General features: G+C 68.9%; 19 protein-coding genes and 1 tRNA gene. 14 read left to right on the top strand and 6 right to left on the bottom strand.

Annotation, left to right across the window (positions count from 1 at the left end; translation table 11 throughout):
• Window positions 1-24: 24 nt before the first annotated feature.
• The 3 genes from CK240_RS09690 to CK240_RS09680 all read left to right on the top strand — a co-directional run bounded on the left by CK240_RS09690 (window position 25) and on the right by CK240_RS09680 (window position 2,884).
• Complete coding sequence (locus CK240_RS09690) at window positions 25-894, top strand: ABC transporter permease (protein WP_095640131.1); 870 nt, start codon at window positions 25-27, stop codon at window positions 892-894.
• A complete protein-coding gene (locus CK240_RS09685; RefSeq protein ID WP_095640130.1) occupies window positions 891-1,697 on the top strand; it encodes an ABC transporter permease in 807 nt (268 codons plus the stop codon). Before CK240_RS09690 ends, CK240_RS09685 begins: the two co-directional genes overlap by 4 nt.
• Before the next feature lie 89 nt (window positions 1,698-1,786).
• Complete coding sequence (locus CK240_RS09680; RefSeq protein ID WP_095640161.1) at window positions 1,787-2,884, top strand: ABC transporter ATP-binding protein; 1,098 nt, start codon at window positions 1,787-1,789, stop codon at window positions 2,882-2,884.
• Between the two features lie 38 nt (window positions 2,885-2,922).
• Here CK240_RS09680 and tpiA read toward each other — a convergent pair whose 3' ends face one another.
• Both tpiA and CK240_RS09670 read right to left on the bottom strand, forming a co-directional pair.
• A complete protein-coding gene (gene tpiA / locus CK240_RS09675) occupies window positions 2,923-3,669 on the bottom strand; it encodes a triose-phosphate isomerase (RefSeq protein ID WP_095640129.1) in 747 nt (248 codons plus the stop codon).
• Window positions 3,670-3,874: 205 nt separating this feature from the next.
• On the bottom strand, window positions 3,875-4,252 hold the full coding sequence (locus CK240_RS09670) for a HesB/IscA family protein (protein ID WP_095640128.1): 378 nt from the start codon (window positions 4,250-4,252) through the stop codon (window positions 3,875-3,877).
• Window positions 4,253-4,386: 134 nt separating this feature from the next.
• On the opposite strand from CK240_RS09670, the gene dusA reads away from it, so the two are divergent.
• Both dusA and CK240_RS09660 read left to right on the top strand, forming a co-directional pair.
• Complete coding sequence (gene dusA / locus CK240_RS09665) at window positions 4,387-5,379, top strand: tRNA dihydrouridine(20/20a) synthase DusA (protein ID WP_095640127.1); 993 nt, start codon at window positions 4,387-4,389, stop codon at window positions 5,377-5,379.
• A gap of 93 nt (window positions 5,380-5,472) precedes the next feature.
• Window positions 5,473-6,279: a sulfite exporter TauE/SafE family protein gene (locus CK240_RS09660; protein ID WP_095640126.1), complete on the top strand. Its 807-nt coding sequence runs from the start codon at window positions 5,473-5,475 to the stop codon at window positions 6,277-6,279.
• Here the strand turns inward: CK240_RS09660 and mazG are convergent.
• A complete protein-coding gene (gene mazG, locus CK240_RS09655; RefSeq protein ID WP_095640125.1) occupies window positions 6,276-7,073 on the bottom strand; it encodes a nucleoside triphosphate pyrophosphohydrolase in 798 nt (265 codons plus the stop codon). The two genes, CK240_RS09660 and mazG, sit on opposite strands and share 4 nt — an antisense overlap.
• A gap of 205 nt (window positions 7,074-7,278) precedes the next feature.
• Here mazG and yajC point away from each other — a divergent pair, with 205 nt between their 5' ends.
• Genes yajC through CK240_RS09610 form a run of 9 tightly spaced genes read left to right on the top strand, consistent with a single transcriptional unit; the run spans window position 7,279 to window position 13,445 of the window.
• Window positions 7,279-7,614, top strand: a complete 336-nt coding sequence (yajC, locus tag CK240_RS09650; RefSeq protein WP_095640124.1) for a preprotein translocase subunit YajC — start codon at window positions 7,279-7,281, stop codon at window positions 7,612-7,614.
• 15 nt (window positions 7,615-7,629) lie between these two features.
• Window positions 7,630-9,294 carry a protein translocase subunit SecD gene (gene secD / locus CK240_RS09645; protein ID WP_095640123.1) on the top strand — a complete coding sequence of 555 codons (1,665 nt, stop codon included), beginning with the start codon at window positions 7,630-7,632 and terminating at the stop codon, window positions 9,292-9,294.
• 12 nt (window positions 9,295-9,306) lie between these two features.
• The gene (secF, locus tag CK240_RS09640; RefSeq protein ID WP_095640122.1) at window positions 9,307-10,302 is read left to right on the top strand and encodes a protein translocase subunit SecF; all 996 of its coding nucleotides are present in this window, start codon (window positions 9,307-9,309) and stop codon (window positions 10,300-10,302) included.
• Entirely contained in the window at window positions 10,302-10,655 is a 354-nt protein-coding gene (locus tag CK240_RS09635; RefSeq protein ID WP_095640121.1) for an Mth938-like domain-containing protein, read from the top strand. Before secF ends, CK240_RS09635 begins: the two co-directional genes overlap by 1 nt.
• 14 nt (window positions 10,656-10,669) lie before the next feature.
• On the top strand, window positions 10,670-11,299 hold the full coding sequence (gene ccmA / locus CK240_RS09630) for a heme ABC exporter ATP-binding protein CcmA (RefSeq protein WP_095640160.1): 630 nt from the start codon (window positions 10,670-10,672) through the stop codon (window positions 11,297-11,299).
• Window positions 11,300-11,339: 40 nt separating this feature from the next.
• The gene (ccmB, locus tag CK240_RS09625) at window positions 11,340-11,996 is read left to right on the top strand and encodes a heme exporter protein CcmB (protein WP_095640120.1); all 657 of its coding nucleotides are present in this window, start codon (window positions 11,340-11,342) and stop codon (window positions 11,994-11,996) included.
• A 42-nt stretch (window positions 11,997-12,038) separates the two neighbouring features.
• Window positions 12,039-12,764 (top strand): heme ABC transporter permease CcmC, encoded by a 726-nt coding sequence (gene ccmC, locus CK240_RS09620; protein WP_095640119.1) that lies wholly within the window; start codon window positions 12,039-12,041, stop codon window positions 12,762-12,764.
• Complete coding sequence (ccmD, locus tag CK240_RS09615; protein WP_240517360.1) at window positions 12,761-12,907, top strand: heme exporter protein CcmD; 147 nt, start codon at window positions 12,761-12,763, stop codon at window positions 12,905-12,907. Before ccmC ends, ccmD begins: the two co-directional genes overlap by 4 nt.
• On the top strand, window positions 12,900-13,445 hold the full coding sequence (locus tag CK240_RS09610; RefSeq protein ID WP_095640118.1) for a DsbE family thiol:disulfide interchange protein: 546 nt from the start codon (window positions 12,900-12,902) through the stop codon (window positions 13,443-13,445). Before ccmD ends, CK240_RS09610 begins: the two co-directional genes overlap by 8 nt.
• Before the next feature lie 34 nt (window positions 13,446-13,479).
• On the opposite strand, the gene CK240_RS09605 is transcribed toward CK240_RS09610, so the two are convergent.
• The 3 genes from CK240_RS09605 to CK240_RS09595 all read right to left on the bottom strand — a co-directional run bounded on the left by CK240_RS09605 (window position 13,480) and on the right by CK240_RS09595 (window position 15,854).
• The gene (locus CK240_RS09605; RefSeq protein ID WP_095640117.1) at window positions 13,480-14,274 is read right to left on the bottom strand and encodes a calcium-binding protein; all 795 of its coding nucleotides are present in this window, start codon (window positions 14,272-14,274) and stop codon (window positions 13,480-13,482) included.
• A 570-nt stretch (window positions 14,275-14,844) separates the two neighbouring features.
• Window positions 14,845-14,919: transfer RNA gene (locus tag CK240_RS09600), tRNA-Asn, on the bottom strand.
• A 59-nt stretch (window positions 14,920-14,978) separates the two neighbouring features.
• Complete coding sequence (locus CK240_RS09595; protein ID WP_095640116.1) at window positions 14,979-15,854, bottom strand: MBL fold metallo-hydrolase; 876 nt, start codon at window positions 15,852-15,854, stop codon at window positions 14,979-14,981.
• Between the last annotated feature and the right edge of the window lie 24 nt (window positions 15,855-15,878).

Raw genomic sequence — 15,878 nt, 5'->3', positions numbered from 1 at the left:
AACAAGCTTGGACAAGGACGCGCGATGGCGACCGCAAACGGCAGCGAGGCCGCCCAAGGGCTGCGCATGATTGCGCCACCACTGGTCTATGCCATCCTGATGCTGGCGATCCCGCTGCTGACGATCCTGACATATTCCTTCCTGACCGACGGCTATCAGACGATCATCCGCGAGTTCACGCTGGAGAACTATCGCGCCGTCTGGGGTGACCCGATCTTCCGCACGCTGATGCTGCGATCGCTCTTCGTGGCGGGGCTGGTGACGCTGGTCACGGTCGTGCTGGCCTTTCCGGTCGCCTATTTCCTGTCCTTCGTCGTGGCCCCCCGGCACAAGGCGGTGTGGATATTCCTGATCACGATCCCCTTCTGGACCAGCTACCTGATCCGCGTGTTCCTGTGGAAGGTGATCCTCGGCTACAACGGCGTCATCAACTCGGGGCTGAAATCCCTCGGGATCATCGAGCAGCCGCTGTCGTTCCTGTTGTACAACACCGGGTCCATCGTGGTGACGCTGGCCCACGCCTATGCCCCCTTCGCGATCCTGCCGATCTATGTCGCGCTGGAAAAGATCGACCGCTCGCTGCTCGAAGCCGGGCGGGACCTGGGCGAAAGCCGGCTGATGACCTTCTGGCGCGTCACGCTGCCCCTGGCCATGCCGGGCGTGCTGGCGGCCGTACTGATCGTCTTCATCCCGACCATCGGCGACTACGTCACCCCCACCCTGATCGGAGGCGGCAAGATCCCCATGGTGGCGAACCTGATCCAGGCGCAGATGCTGGACATCGACAACAAGCCCCTCGGTTCGGCCATCGCCGTGACGGCCATGGCGATCGTGGGGGTGCTGGCGCTGGTCTTCCTGTTCCTCAACCGCCGCTTCCTGAAGGTGCGGCAATGAGGGGGGGCGGCCTGCGCGCCTATGCGCTGCTGTATCTGCTGTTCCTTTACGCGCCGATTCTGCTGCTGCCGATCTTCGCCTTCAACTCGGGCACCATCATCGCCTTCCCGCTGCAGGGCCTCACGACCCAGTGGTTCGAGCAGATGTGGGCCAACGCGACGCTGCGGCGCGCGCTGGGGAACTCGCTGACCATCGCGTTCAGCGCGGCGGTGCTGGCGACCTGCCTCGCGATCTTCGCGGCGCGCGCCTCGACCCGCTACCGCTTCCCTGGCAAGGGCGGGGCGCTGGGGCTGATCATGATGCCGCTGATCCTGCCGGAAATCATCGTCGGCCTTTCGCTGCTGGTGGTGCTGCTGGCGGTCGGCGTGCGCCTGTCGATCCTGACCATCATCATCGGCCACACGCTGATCTGCATGCCCTATGCCGTGGCGATCCTGACCACGGCCTTTTCCTCGCTGGACCGGTCGCTCGAAGAGGCCGCCTATGACCTGGGCGAAACGAAGTGGAGCGCGTTCCGGCTGGTGATCCTGCCGCTGGTCATGCCCGGCATCATCTCGGCCATGCTGATGAGCTTCACCATCAGCCTGGACGACTTCATCATCGCCTTCTTCATGGGCGGCAACGAACCGACGCTGCCAACCTACATCTTCAGCCAGCTTCGCTTCCCCAAGTCGATCCCGATGATCATGGCGGTGGGGACGGTGCTGGTGATGATGTCGATCCTGCTTCTGGCGATCGCCGAGTATTTCCGCCGTCGCGGCGCTGCCCGCACCGGCCAGACAAGCAGCGGAGGCTTGCTGTGAACGCCCGAAATCCCATGCCTGTGGCGCGCGAAGGCGGCCCCGCCCGAGACGAGCACGGCCGCCCCACGCCCATCGAGACGCGTCGCGTGATGATCGAGTGCCGCGATGTCCACAAGTACTACGGGGACTACCATGCCCTTCGCGGCATCGACCTGACCATCCGCGAGGCCGAGTTCTTCTCGCTTCTCGGCCCCTCGGGCTGCGGCAAGACCACGCTGCTGCGGACCATCGCCGGGTTCGAGGACATCTCCTCGGGCGTCGTGCTGATCGACGGCAAGGACATGGCGAACGTGCCCGCCAACGTCCGGCCCACGAACATGGTGTTCCAGTCCTACGCCATCTTCCCGCACCTCACCGTGGCCGAGAACGTGGCCTTCGGGTTGCGCCGCGATCCCCGCTCCAGGGCGGAAAAGGCCGCCGCGGTCGAGGAGGCTCTGGCGATGGTTGGCCTTCGCGGCTACGGCGCCCGTGCGGCCCACGCCCTGTCGGGTGGCCAGCGGCAGCGGGTGGCACTGGCGCGCGCGCTGATCCTCAAGCCCAAGGTGCTGCTGCTGGACGAGCCGCTGTCGGCGCTGGACCGCAAGATGCGCGAGCAGATGCAGGTCGAACTGATCAAGCTGCAGCGGCAGGTCGGCATCACCTTCGTTCTGGTGACGCATGACCAGGAAGAGGCGCTGGTCATGTCCGACCGCATCGCCGTCATGTTCGAGGGCGAGATCGCGCAGCTGTCCTTTGCCGAGGAACTTTACACCCGCCCCGCCAGCCGGCGCGTCGCGGATTTCATCGGCGTGATGAACTTCCTGCCCGCACGCGTGCTGGGCGACACGGCCACCGGCGTCCGCGTGGATGTTCCCGGCTTCGGCGAGTTCGAGGTTCCCGCCGCCAATGTCAGCCGCGCGGATGCGGGCGACAAGGGCCCCTCGGTCGGCTTCCGTCCCGAGGCGGTGACGCTGCTGACCCGCGACGCGCCCGCGCCCGACAGGGAAACGCCCGGCGTGATCGAGGAGATCGTCTATTACGGCGACATGTCCTATTACGACGTGCGGCTGGACGGCTCGGCCCGGTTTGACGGTCAGGGGCACCCCATCCGCATCTCGATGCGCAACGTCTTCGGGCGCGACCTGCCGGACCTCGGCACGCGCACCCGCGTCAGCTGGTCCCCCGGCTCGGTGATCCTGTTCCGCTGAGGAAAGGGCGGCCCGGATCGCCGGGCCGCGCCAGGGGTTCAGGCCGCGTCCAGCGCCTTGACGATGGGACCGAAGTCGCTGGCCTTCAGGCTCGCCCCGCCCACCAACGCGCCATCGACATCGGCAATGGCGAAGATCTCGGCGGCATTCGACGGCTTGACGCTGCCGCCGTAAAGCAGGCGGAACCCGGCCCCGTCGGGGAAGCGCGCAACCAGCGCCTTGCGCATGGCGGCATGGACCTCGGCGATCTGTTCGCCGGTCGGGGTGCGGCCGGTGCCGATGGCCCAGACGGGTTCGTAGGCGACGACGGTGTTCGCCGCCGTGGCGCAACCGGGAACCGAGTCCGCCAGTTGGCGCGCGATCACGTCCAGCGTTTCGCCGGCGTCGCGCTGCGCCTCGGTCTCGCCGACGCAGATGACGCTGACGATGCCGGCGCGGTGGGCGGCGACGGCCTTGGCGGCAACCGCCGCGTCGGTCTCGCCGTGATCGGCACGGCGTTCGGAATGGCCGACGATGACATGGCTCGCACCCGCGTCACGCAACTGCTCGGCCGAGATGTCGCCGGTATGGGCACCCGACTCCTTGGCGTGACAATCCTGGCCGCCCACGGCGACGGGGCCTCGGCCCACGCGTTCCGCCATGGGGTGCAGCAGCGTGGCGGGCGGGCAGATGAGGATATCGACCTCCGCGGAGGCGCAGTCGCGCATCAGCGTTTCAACCTCGGCCAGCGAGGCGAGGGTTCCATTCATCTTCCAGTTTCCGGCGGCAAGCTTGCGGGGCGGCATGGGATCCTCCTGTTGGGTCGGCCACGGCGTAGCGCGGGGGGACGCAGGGGATCAAGGGCGCGTACCGGCGTCGCTGCCGGACCGGGGCGCTGCCCCGGGCCCCGGGATACTTGAACGAAGAAGAACTGCCTTCAGCCCCGGAAGGGGCGCAGGCCGTCTTCTGTCCTCAGGGGGCCGCGCCAAAGGCGCCAGCGAAGGTCCGCCCTCAGCCGTCCCGGCGGGCGGCCAGGCCTTCCAGCGGCTCGAAACGGATCGATTCGCCGCAGCCGCAGGTGTCGGTGACGTTCGGGTTCACGAAGCGGAAACCGCTGTCCAGCAGGCCGGTGCGATAGTCGATCTCGGTCCCGAACAGGAACATCTGCGCGGTGGGCGCGATCAGCACGCGCGCCGCGCCCTGTTCCACCACCTCGTCATTGGGCGACGGGGTCTCGGCCAGTTCCATCGTGTATTCCATGCCTGCGCAGCCGCCCTTCTTCAGGCCGATACGCAGCCCCGAGGCCCCCTTTTCTGCCATCAGCCGGGCAATCCGTGCCTCGGCCGCGGGAGTGATGGTGACGGGAGGTTTTCCGGGGATCGAGAACATGGGAGAGGCCTTTCGCGCTGGCCACCAAGATAGGCAGCCGGGTCCCAACGCTCAAGCCGTGGCGCGGCGGGTTTGCCGTCGCGGGCTCGGTCTGCTAGAAGGCGCGGTCCCGAGAAAGCCGCAAGACCCCGCCGATGACCGCCGAAACCCCTGTCCGCAGCGCCGCCCGCCTGTCCGTCGCACCCATGATGGACTGGACGGACCGCGTATGCCGCGGGTTCCACCGCCTGCTCAGCCGCCGGGCGTTGCTTTACACCGAGATGGTCACGGCGCCCGCCGTCATTCATGGCGACCGGGCACGGCTGCTGGACTATGACGCGGCCGAGCATCCGGTGGCGTTGCAACTGGGCGGCTCGGACCCGGCAGAGCTGCGCGAGGCCACGCGGATCGCCGCCGACTGGGGCTATGACGAGATCAACCTGAATGTCGGTTGCCCCAGCGACCGGGTCCAGTCGGGCTGCTTCGGGGCGGTGCTGATGAAGACGCCCGCGCTGGTCGCGGAATGCGTCGCCGCCATGCAGGCCGTCAGCCCGGTCGAGGTCACGGTCAAGTGCCGCATCGGCGTGGACGAGCAGGAGCCCGCCGAGGTGCTGCCCCTCTTCCTCGACACCATGGTTGCAGCAGGCGTCCGCCGCGTCACCATCCATGCCCGGAAGGCCTGGCTGCAGGGCCTCAGCCCGCGCGAGAACCGCGAGATCCCGCCCCTGGACTATCCGCTGGTCCATGCGATGAAGACGGCCTTTCCGCAGCTTCACCTGTCCATCAACGGCGGCATCGGCTCGCTGGAGGCGGCGGCGCGGCACCTTGAGGTCATGGATGGCGCCATGATCGGGCGGGCAGCCTATCACGAGCCCTGGGCCATCCTCGGCGGGGCCGACAGGCTGTGGGGCGACGCACCGCCGTTCGCCGAGCCGGCGCAGGCCGCGATGGCGATGCGCGAGGTGATCGCGCGGCATCTCGAGGCCGGCGGGCGGATGCACCAGGTCACGCGGCACATGCTGGGCCTGTTCCACGGCCGTCCCGGCGCCCGGATGTGGAAGCGCATCCTGTCCGAGCGCGGCTCGGCCGGCACTCTGGACGACTACGACGCGGCGCTGGCGGCGGTCGGCGCGCGCGAGTTCGCCTGACGCACGACCGGGCCGGAAAACGGCGCCGCCCTCTGGCCCGCGCGGGCCGGTCGCGCTAAGCGGCGGCTTTGCCTCTTGCCCTAAGGCGCGCCCATGATCGCCCTGCTGCCCCATGTTCTTGCCGTTCTTGCCGCCGGAGCCTTCGCGGGCATCCTTGCCGGGCTTCTGGGCGTGGGCGGCGGGATCGTGCTGGTGCCGGCCTATGGCGCGATCCTTGCGGCGGCCGGCTACGGCGGGGGCGACATGATGCAGATCTGCCTCGCGACCTCGCTGTCCACGATCATCGTGACCTCGATGCGCTCGGTCACGGCCCATCACCGCAGGGGCGCGGTGGATTGGCAGATCCTGCGCGACTGGGCGCCCTGGATCGTGCTGGGGGCGTTCGCGGGCGTGTGGCTGGTGTCGCGCCTGACCACGCATGAGTTGCAGGTCATCTTCGGCGTGCTGGTCTTTGCCGTTGCCAGCTACATGCTGCTGAGCCGGTCCGAATGGCGGCTGTCGGACCAGGCACCGCAGGGTGCGGCCCGCGCCGTGATGGCCGGGGCGGTGGGTCTGGTCGGCGTGCTATTGGGCATCGGAGGCGGCTCGATGGGAGTGCCGCTGCTGACGCTGCACGGGCGGCCGATCCACCGCGCGGTCGCCACGGCGGCAGGCTTCGGGGCCGTGATCGCGCTGCCCTCGGTGCTGGCCTTTCTGTTCGTCCCCGCGGACGGCGCGCCGCCCGGTACCGTCGGTTCTGTCAACCTGCCCATCTTCGCCATCACCATCACCATGTCGCTGCTGACGACGCCTTATGGCGCGACGCTGGCGCACAACACCGACCCGCGCCGGCTCAAGCGGATCTTCGCGGTGTTCCTGATGGTCGTGGCGCTGAACATGCTGAGGAAGGCGCTGCTTTAGGCCCTTTCGGCGGCCTTCGCGGCGTCCCACAGCGCGTCCATCTCCTCAAGCGTCGAGTCCTCGGGGCGGCGGCCCTGGCTTGCAAGGGTGGCTTCGATGGATTGGAAGCGGCGTGTGAACTTGGCGTTGGCGCCACGCAGCGCCTCCTCGGGGTCGATCTTCAGGTGGCGGGCGAGGTTCGCCATGACGAACAGGAGGTCGCCGAATTCCTCGGTCAGGTGGGCCGGGTCGGCACTGTCGCGGGCGGCCACGAGCTCGGCGGTTTCCTCGCGGATCTTGTCCAGCACCTGTTCGGCCGCGGGCCAGTCGAAGCCCACGCGCGCCGCGCGGTTCTGCAGCTTGACCGCGCGGGTCAGCGCAGGCAGCCCCAGCGCCACGCCGTCCAGCGTGCCCCGTTCCGCCTTGGCGGCCCGTTCCTTCGCCTTGATCGCTTCCCAGTCCTTCACCTGCTGCTCGGCGGACTTGTCGCGGGATTCGTCCCCGAAGATGTGGGGATGGCGTGCGACCAGCTTGTCGGAAATCGCGCGGGCCACGTCGGCGAAGTCGAACATGCCCTTCTCCGCCGCCATCTGCGCGTGAAAGACCACCTGCAGCAGCAGGTCGCCCAACTCGCCCGGCAGTTCCTCCCAGGCCTGCCGGGTGATGGCGTCGGCCACTTCATGCGCTTCCTCGAGGGTGTAGGGCGCGATGGAGGCGAAATCCTGCTCGATGTCCCAGGGGCAGCCGGACTGCGGGTCGCGCAGCGCGGCCATGATGTCGATCAGGCGGCGGGTTTCGGCGGTTGCGTCGGACATGGGCGGCTTTCCTTGAAGGGCAGGGCCTCACGAAGACACGAGCCACGGGGCAGAGTCCACCGCCGCCCCCGCGTTCGTGACCCGACCCTGCCCCGGGGGCGGCGGCTGTTTCTGGACAAGGGCCCTGCCTGCGACTAGGTTCCGCGCCAATCCGCCGCCGGGGCCCTTGCCCCGGCGTCCCCTGACCCTGCGACAAGGATCGCCCATGTTCGTCACACCCGCCTACGCCCAGGCCGCCGCCCCCGCCGCCGGCGGAGCCGCCGCGTTCGCCCAGTTCGTCCCGCTGATCCTGGTCTTCGTGATCATGTATTTCCTGATCATGCGGCCCCAGCAGAAGAAGATGCGCCAGCACCGCGAGATGATCGGGGCGCTGAAGAAGGGCGACAACGTCATCACCCAGGGCGGCATCCTGGGCAAGGTCGTGGCCGTCCGCGACGAGGAGGTCGAGGTGGAGATCGCCCAGGGCGTCCGCATCCGCGTCGTCCGCGCCACCATCGCGCAGGTGGTCAACCGCGCCGCCCCTGCCGCCGCGAACAGCTGAAGCCGCAGGGTCGCCATGCTGCAGATCCCGACCTGGAAGCGCGTCCTCATCATCGGCATCGTTCTGGTGGGGCTGCTTTATGCGATGCCGAACCTGTTCTATCAGCGGGTCGAGACGCATAACGACGCCATCACCGCGGCCGAGCGCGCCGGGTTCGAAACGCCCGAGCAGGCCGCCGCCCGGTCCTTGTGGCCGGACTGGCTGCCCGCGACCCTGGTGAACCTCGGGCTGGACCTGCGCGGCGGCGCCCATCTTCTGGGCGAGGTCAACGTCGAGGAGGTCTATGCCTCGCGGATGACGGCCCTGTGGCCCGAACTGCGCGACGCCCTGGCGGCACAGCGCGATGTGGTGGGCGCGGTGCGCCGCGTTCCCGGCCCGCCCGACCAGCTGCACGTAGAGATCGGCAATCCCGACCAGATGGCCCGCGCGGTGGAAATCGTCCGCGGCCTTGCCACGCCGGTGGTGTCCGTGTCGGGGGCGGGAACGTCCAGCCTCGACATCACGGCGCAGGGCGCGACCATGATCGTGCAGCTGTCCGAGGCCGAGCGCGCCGCCACCGACGACCGCACCGTCCAGCAGTCGCTGGAGATCGTGCGCCGCCGCGTGGACGAGGTCGGCACCCGCGAGCCCACGATCCAGCGTCAGGGTCAGGACCGCATCCTGATCCAGGTGCCCGGCATCGGTTCCGCCGAGGAACTGAAGGAGCTGATCGGCACCACCGCCAAGCTGACCTTCAACCCGGTCGTCGGGCGCGGCACCGACCCGAACGTCCAGGCAGGTCTGGGCAACATCGTCGTGCCCGCGATGGAGGAGCCGGGCGTCTATTACACCCTGGCCGAGGCCCCCGTCGTCACCGGCGAAGACCTGACCGACGCGCGGCCCAGCTTCGACCCGAACGGCCAGCCTGCCGTGGACTTCCGCTTCGGCCCGCAGGGCGCGCGGCGCTTCGGTGCCTATACAGCAGCCAACGTTGGCCAGCCCTTCGCCATCGTGCTGGACAACCAGGTGATCTCGGCGCCGGTGATCCGGCAGGCGATCCCCGGCGGCAACGGCCAGATCTCGGGCGCCATGACGGTGGACGAATCGACCCAGCTGGCCGTGCTGCTGCGCGCGGGCGCGCTGCCTGCCGAGATGACCTTCCTGGAAGAACGGACCATCGGCCCGGAACTGGGGCAGGATTCGATCGACGCGGGCACCAAGGCCGCAACCATCGCGACGGTGCTGGTCGTGGGCTACATCGTCGCCAGCTACGGGCTGTTCGGCGCCTTCGCCTCGGCCGCGGTGATCATCAACGTCATCCTGATCCTGGCGATCATGGGGGCGATGGGGGCCACCCTGACGCTGCCCGGCATCGCGGGGATCGTGCTGACCGTCGGCACGGCGGTCGATGCAAACGTCATCATCTATGAACGCATCCGCGAGGAGCTGCGCGCCGGAAAGCGCGTGGTCAAGGCCATCGACGACGGCTTCAACGAGGCGATGAGCGCGATCATCGACGCCAACGTCACCACCTTCATCGCGGCGCTCGTCATGTTCTTCCTGGGGTCCGGGCCGGTCAAGGGCTTCGCCGTCACGCTGGTCATCGGCATCGCCACCTCGGTCTTCACCGCGATCTACCTGACGCGTCTGATGATCGTGGTCTGGCTGGAACGCCGCCGTCCCGCGAGCCTGGTCCTGTAAGGGGAAACATTCATGGCATTCCGTCTGAAACTCGTCCCCGACAACACGAAGATCGACTTCTTCCGCTGGCAGTGGCTGACCGCGGGGATCTCGGGTCTGGCGATGGTGGCGTCGGTGATCATCATCCTGACCATGGGGCTGAACTTCGGCATCGACTTCAAGGGCGGCACCACGATCCGCGCGGAAAGCTCGACCGAGTTCTCGGTGGCCGAATACCGTGACGCGCTGGACGGGCTGGACCTGGGCGACGTCTCGATCACCGAGGTCTTCGATCCCGGCTTCGGTCCCGACCGCCACGTGGCGCAGATCCGCATCGGCACCACGAACGACACCGGCTCGGTCACGCCCGAGGAGCTGAACCGGATCGAGTCCGCCCTGCGCGCGGTCGATCCCAACGTCACCTTCGCCGCCATCGAGTCCGTCGGGCCCAAGGTGTCGGACGAGTTGATCAAGACCGCCCTTTATGCGGTCGGCGCGGCCACGATCGGCATCCTGTTCTACATCTGGCTGCGGTTCGAATGGCAGTTCGCGGTCGGCGCGGTGACGGCGCTTGTCCACGACGTGCTAGTGACGGTCGGCATCTTCTCGCTGTTCCAGCTTCGCTTCGACCTGACAACGATCGCCGCGCTGCTGACGATCCTCGGCTATTCGGTCAACGACACGGTGGTCGTCTTCGACCGCCTGCGCGAGAACCTCATCAAGTTCAAGACCATGCCGCTGATCGACGTCATGAACCTGACCGTGAACGAGACGCTGTCGCGCACGGTCATGACGGCCGTGACCACGGCGCTGGCGCTGGCGGCCCTGCTGATCTGGGGCGGCGACGTGATCCGGAACTTCGTCTTCGCGATGTTCCTGGGTGTCTTCATCGGCGCCTACTCGACCGTGTATCTGGCCAAAAGCGTCGTGCTGTGGCTGGGCGTACGCCGCGACTGGAGCAAGTCCGAGAAGATCGCCAAGGCCGAACGCGACGAGCTGTCGGGTACGCCCTTCCAGGACACGCCCTGATGCCCATGCGCGAAACCGATTTCACCGGGGGCGTCCCGGTGGACGGTTACGGGCCGGGGTTCTTCCGGGTCGCCGGGCAGGTCCATCGCGGCGCGGTGATCGTCGCCGGCGACGGGGCAAGGGCCTGGTCGGGACTGGATGACGCGGCCGCGCTGGTGGCGCTGGCGCGCACGACGGACGTGCTGTTCCTGGGAATGGGCGCGGACATCGCCCGCCCGCCCGCGGCGCTGGTCGCCCTGCTGGAACAGGCGGGGCTGATGGTCGAGGCCATGTCCACGCCCAGCGCCGCGCGCAGCTACAACGTCACCCTGTCCGAGGGGCGGCGGGTCGCCTGCGCCCTGATCCCGGTCTGAGGCCCGGCGTGGCCGTGCTGGTCCGGGTGCATGACCTTGCCGTGTCGCGCGGCGGCCGGCGCGCGATCGAAGGCGTCGGCTTCACCCTTTCCGCAGGCGAGGCGCTGATCCTGCGCGGCCCCAATGGCATCGGCAAGACCACCCTGCTGCGCACGGTCGCGGGGCTCCAGCCTCCGACCCAGGGCCGGATCGAGGCCGATCCCGACGCCATCGCCTATGCCGCCCACGCCGACGGGCTGAAAGGCGCGCTGAGCGTCGCCGAGAACCTGCGCTTCTGGCGCGCTGTCTTCGGCGGCCCGCCCGTCGAGCCCGCGCTTGCGGCCATGAACCTTATCGCGCTGGCCGAGCGCCCGGCCGCGATGCTGTCGGCGGGGCAGAAACGCCGCTTGGGCCTTGCGCGCCTTCTGGTCACGGGCCGCCCGGTCTGGGTGCTGGACGAGCCGACGGTTTCCCTGGACGCGGGCTCGGTCGCGCTGTTCGCAGGCGCCGTGCGCGCCCATCTCGCGGCGCAGGGCGCGGCGCTGATCGCCACCCACATCGACCTCGGCCTGCCCGAGGCGCGGGTGCTGGACCTCGGCGCGCACAAGGCGGCGGCCACGGCGCCCGCGCGCGCGCCCGCCAGCTTCGACGAGGTCTTCGGATGAGAAACCTTTCCCGCGTGGAACTGCCCGGACAGGAGCGCCCATGCTCGCGCTGCTGATCCGCGACCTGAGGCTTGCCACGCGGGCAGGGGGCGGCTTCGGGCTGGGCCTCGCCTTTTTCCTGATCGTCTGCACGCTGGTTCCCTTCGGCGTCGGTCCCGAGGGCGGGACGCTGGCCCTGATCGCCCCCGGCATCCTGTGGGTCGGCGCGCTCTTGGCCTGCCTGCTGTCCCTGGACCGCATCTTCGCGCTGGACTGGGAGGACGGCAGCCTCGACCTGCTGGCCACCGCGCCCCTGCCGATGGAAGGGGCGGTGCTGGTCAAGGCGGCGGCCCACTGGATCACGACGGGCCTGCCGCTGGTGGTGGCCGCGCCCGTCTTCGGCATCCTGCTGCACCTGCCCTCGGGCGCGCAGGGCTGGCTGGTCGCGGCGCTGCTGCTGGGAACGCCCGCGCTGTCGATCCTGGGGGCCTTCGGCGCGGCGCTGACGGTGGGCCTGCGCCGGGGCGGTCTGCTGATGTCGCTGCTGGTCCTGCCGCTTTACGTGCCCACCCTGATCTTCGGGGCCGAGGCGGTGCGACGCGGGGCCGCAGGGGGCGACGGGACCACGCCGCTGGTGCTTTTGGCGGGAATTACCCTTGCCACGCTGGCCGCAATCCCCTTTGCCGCCGCCGGCGCGCTGAGGGTCAACCTGCGGTGAGGGGGCTTCACGCCGCCCCCCCGCAGGGCTAGAGGAAAAGCCATGTCGATCTGGGAATACGCCAACCCCGTCAAGTTCATGCGCACCTCGGGCGCCGTGCTGCCGTGGCTGGTGGGCGCCACCGCGATCTGCCTGCCGGCGGGGCTGATCTGGGGCTGGAGCGTGCCCGAGGACTACAAGCAGGGCGCGACCGTCAAGATCATGTTCCTGCATGTTCCCTCGGCCATGATGGCGATCAACATCTGGGTCATGATGCTGGTGGCCTCGCTGATCTGGCTGATCCGCCGCCACCATGTCAGCGCGCTGGCCGCCCGCGCCGCGGCCCCCATCGGGGCGGTGATGACGGTCGTGGCGCTGGTCACGGGCGCCGTCTGGGGACAGCCGACCTGGGGAACCTGGTGGGAATGGGACCCGCGCCTGACCTCGTTCCTGATCCTGCTGCTGTTCTACCTGGGCTACATGGCGCTGTGGTCCGCGATCGAGAACCCCGACAGCGCCGCCGACCTGACCGGCGTCATGTGCCTTGTCGGCTCGGTCTTCGCCTTCCTGTCCCGCTATGCGGCGCATTTCTGGAACCAGGGGCTGCACCAGGGGTCCACCATCAGCGTCGCGCCGGGGGACCGGATCAGCTCGGTCTACAGCTATCCGCTGTATACCTGCATGCTGGGGTTCTTCCTGCTGTTCGTGACGCTGCTGCTGATCCGCACCCGCACGGAAATCCGCCGCCGCCGCACTGCGGCCCTGCTGGCAAGGGAGATGCGCGCATGATCGCCGAACTCGGTCGCCACGCGGCCCCGGTGCTGGCCGCCTGGAGCATCTCGGGCGTCCTGATCGTCGGGCTGATCGCCCAGACGCTGGTCGCGGCCTCACGCGCCCGCCGCGCGCTCGAGAAGGTGGAGCGCCGTGGCTAGGATCTCGCCCCTTGTCGCCATTCCGCCGCTGGCCTTCGCGGGGCTTGCCGCCATGTTCCTGTGGGGCATGGGGCGCGACGACCCGACCGCGCTGCCCTCGGCCCTGGTCGGGCGGCAGGCGCCTGCGGTGCCCGCGACGACGCTGCCGGACAAGCGTCAGCTGACCGACGCCGACCTGCGCGGAGGAGAGGTGACTCTGGTCAACTTCTGGGCCAGCTGGTGCCCGCCCTGCCGGGCCGAGCATCCGACGCTGGAAGCCCTGACGGCCGAGGGGATCAACGTCGTCGGCATCGACCTCAAGGACCCGGAACCCGCCGCGCTGCGCTTTCTGGCCGAGCATGGCGACCCCTTCGCCGCGCTGGCGACCGACCCGCAGGGCCGCACGGCGATCGAATGGGGCGTGACCGCCCCGCCCGAAACCTTCATCCTGGACGGCGAGGGCAACGTCCTGCACCGCCACGCCGGTCCCCTGATCCGCGAAGACTATACCAACCGCTTCCGCCCGGAACTGGACAAGGCTCTGGCGGCCGAGCGCTGAGGGGCAGGGCGGCTTGCGCCGCCCGGCCTGTGGCTTACCAGACGAAGTCGTCAGCCCCGAGACTGCCGAGCGAGGTCCACTCGATCTTGAGGGATGCCGTGCCGTCGCGGAAATAGACGTGGCCGCCGGACTGGGACAGGTGGTCCCGCACGTCGGCGAAGCTGTCGAGGTCCGAGAAGCTGCGCAGGTCGATGCGGTCGTCATCGCTGTCGTCGAAGTTGCGCACCGTGTCCTGCCCGCCGTTGAAGACGAACAGGTCGTCGCCCTCGCCGCCGCGCAGCATGTCGTTGCCCGCGCCGCCGTCCAGCGTATCGCTGCCTTCGCCCGCGGCCAGGTCGTCGTTGCCTGCGCCACCCAGGGCAAGGTCGTTGCCTTCGCCCGCGATGACGATGTCGTTGCCCGCGCCTGCGTTGAGCCAGTCGTTGCCCTCGCCCCCGAAGACGCGGTCGCCGCCCGCGCCCGAGATGACGAGGTCGTCGCCCTCGCCTGCGTTAATGCTGTCGGAACCGCTGCCCGACCGGATGGTGTCGTTGCCTTCGTCGGCGTTGACGCGGTTGGCGCCGTCGCCCGCGTCGATCACGTCATTGCCGCCGTCGTCCCGGATGAGGTCGTTGCCCGCCCCGCCCCAGATGACGTCGTTGCCCTCTCCACCATTCAGGGTGTCGTTGCCGGCCTCGCCCCAGACACGGTCGTCGCCGCTGCCGGCAAGGATCGTATCGTTGCCGCCACGGCCCCACAGATTGTCGTCACCGCTGAAGCCACGGATCAGGTCCCCGAGCGGCGTGCCGAACAGGCTGTTGTCGCCGTCATTGCCATTGATGGTTGCCATGTCGCGTCTCCTTTGCGGACCCGGAAGTGGGTCGAAGAAGGGTAGGCGCAGGTCGGCATGACCGTGGCATGACAAGGCTGCGATCATTGCCGTCTTGGCGGCAATCCGCGCAGGCAGGCGAGCCCGGCTCGCGCCCCGTCAGGCGGGGCCCTGCGCCCGACCTCGGCCATTCCGGCCCGACCTGCGGCTCGGGCCGCTTGTTGCGGGCAGGGGCGATGGCGAAGTCGCGGCCGTCGTGCATTCGGCCGAAACGCCTGCCCGGAATCGGGACGATGCCCCTGGGTACCGCCACCGATAGCGGCAACCTGTTCGGTCCGGTCCGAACCATCGGTGCGGCGCTGCAAGGACGAGGGCCGAAATGAAATCCTGTCGCACGAGCCTGCATCGGACTGGCGGGAACTGAACGCATTCGGATGCCTGAGAAGCCTTGCCTGCGCGTATCTGCAAGGACCTGCCCGTCAGAACCGGCTCGGCATAACAGGCAGCAGGCAACAACGAGAGCCCGCCCCGAACCCTGCTGCCCGGAAAGGAAAGGGGCTCAGCCTTTGCAGGCCAAGCCCCTGAAATCTTTGGCTCCGGCGGTAGGGATCGAACCTACGACCAATTGATTAACAGTCAACTGCTCTACCGCTGAGCTACGCCGGAACACGAGGGGGCATCTAGCACCCGTTTCCGGGGTCGTCCAGAGGGTTCGCGCAGAAAATTCATCCTTCCGCGACGGCAGGCCGGTGCCAGCGCGCCCTTGCACCCGGAGGGCCGTCGCAGGCGACCGCGCCCAGGTCGGCCAGGGCCAGAAGATGCGCCAGCACGTTGCGCTCGGCGGCAGGCATCAGGTGCTGGGGCACCGCATAGATGCGTGCGGCAAGGTCGGCGGCGGTTCCGCCCGCCTGGTCGAGCGCCGCAAGGATCTGGCCCGTGCGGTGCCGGCGGTGCGCGGCAAGCTCGGCCAGGCGGGGCAGGGGGTCGGTGACCGGATCGCCATGTGCCGGATAAAGAACACGGGGCGCCATCCCGGCGAGCAGGTCCAGCGAGCGGAAGTAATCCACCAGGTCGCCGTCGGGAGGAGAGATCAGCGTCGTGCTCCACCCCATCACAAGGTCGCCGCAGAAGACGGCGTCGCCCAGGCGGAAGCTCAGGTGGCCACCCATGTGGCCGGGGGTGTGCAGCGCCTCAATCGTCCACTCGGCGGACTGCAGGACCTCTCCGTGCCGCAGGGGGATGTCGGGACGGAACGCCAGGTCGATGCCCTCTCCGCCACCGGCGAGGCCCGTCTGCGCCAGCCGCGCCATCCCGGGCGAACGGCCGGAATCTGCGGGACCGTAAGCGAAGACCGGGGCGCCCGTGGCCTCGGCAAGCCGCGCGACTCCTGCCGAGTGGTCCAGATGCGCCAGGGTGACAAGGATATGCGAGATCCGCCCCTCGGCGGTATCCAGAATCGCCCGGATATGGGCCGGGTCATCGGCGCCGGGGTCGATCACTGCGATCTCCTCCTGTCCGATCAGGAAGCTGTTCGTCCCGGGGCCGGTCATGGCCGAGGGGTTGGGGGCCAGAACGACCCGCACTTTCGCCGCGTTGCTCATGGCCCTAGGCTGGACCGGGGCCCG

This window comes from Paracoccus salipaludis, from assembly GCF_002287065.1.
In the GTDB taxonomy this organism is placed as follows: Bacteria; Pseudomonadota; Alphaproteobacteria; order Rhodobacterales; family Rhodobacteraceae; genus Paracoccus; species Paracoccus salipaludis.
Note: the sequence above shows the minus strand (reverse complement) of the source record. Positions and strands in the feature narration are given on the sequence as shown.

What these genes read in the sequence shown, in the direction of transcription:
- CK240_RS09690 (WP_095640131.1), top strand. Translation starts at nt 25, where the DNA reads ATGGCGACCGCAAACGGCAGCGAGGCCGCCCAAGGGCTGCGCATGATT.
- CK240_RS09685 (WP_095640130.1), top strand. Translation starts at nt 891, where the DNA reads ATGAGGGGGGGCGGCCTGCGCGCCTATGCGCTGCTGTATCTGCTGTTC.
- CK240_RS09680 (WP_095640161.1), top strand. Translation starts at nt 1,787, where the DNA reads ATGATCGAGTGCCGCGATGTCCACAAGTACTACGGGGACTACCATGCC.
- tpiA (WP_095640129.1), bottom strand. Translation starts at nt 3,669, where the DNA reads ATGCCGCCCCGCAAGCTTGCCGCCGGAAACTGGAAGATGAATGGAACC.
- CK240_RS09670 (WP_095640128.1), bottom strand. Translation starts at nt 4,252, where the DNA reads ATGTTCTCGATCCCCGGAAAACCTCCCGTCACCATCACTCCCGCGGCC.
- dusA (WP_095640127.1), top strand. Translation starts at nt 4,387, where the DNA reads ATGACCGCCGAAACCCCTGTCCGCAGCGCCGCCCGCCTGTCCGTCGCA.
- CK240_RS09660 (WP_095640126.1), top strand. Translation starts at nt 5,473, where the DNA reads ATGATCGCCCTGCTGCCCCATGTTCTTGCCGTTCTTGCCGCCGGAGCC.
- mazG (WP_095640125.1), bottom strand. Translation starts at nt 7,073, where the DNA reads ATGTCCGACGCAACCGCCGAAACCCGCCGCCTGATCGACATCATGGCC.
- yajC (WP_095640124.1), top strand. Translation starts at nt 7,279, where the DNA reads ATGTTCGTCACACCCGCCTACGCCCAGGCCGCCGCCCCCGCCGCCGGC.
- secD (WP_095640123.1), top strand. Translation starts at nt 7,630, where the DNA reads ATGCTGCAGATCCCGACCTGGAAGCGCGTCCTCATCATCGGCATCGTT.
- secF (WP_095640122.1), top strand. Translation starts at nt 9,307, where the DNA reads ATGGCATTCCGTCTGAAACTCGTCCCCGACAACACGAAGATCGACTTC.
- CK240_RS09635 (WP_095640121.1), top strand. Translation starts at nt 10,302, where the DNA reads ATGCCCATGCGCGAAACCGATTTCACCGGGGGCGTCCCGGTGGACGGT.
- ccmB (WP_095640120.1), top strand. Translation starts at nt 11,340, where the DNA reads ATGCTCGCGCTGCTGATCCGCGACCTGAGGCTTGCCACGCGGGCAGGG.
- ccmC (WP_095640119.1), top strand. Translation starts at nt 12,039, where the DNA reads ATGTCGATCTGGGAATACGCCAACCCCGTCAAGTTCATGCGCACCTCG.
- ccmD (WP_240517360.1), top strand. Translation starts at nt 12,761, where the DNA reads ATGATCGCCGAACTCGGTCGCCACGCGGCCCCGGTGCTGGCCGCCTGG.
- CK240_RS09605 (WP_095640117.1), bottom strand. Translation starts at nt 14,274, where the DNA reads ATGGCAACCATCAATGGCAATGACGGCGACAACAGCCTGTTCGGCACG.
- CK240_RS09595 (WP_095640116.1), bottom strand. Translation starts at nt 15,854, where the DNA reads ATGAGCAACGCGGCGAAAGTGCGGGTCGTTCTGGCCCCCAACCCCTCG.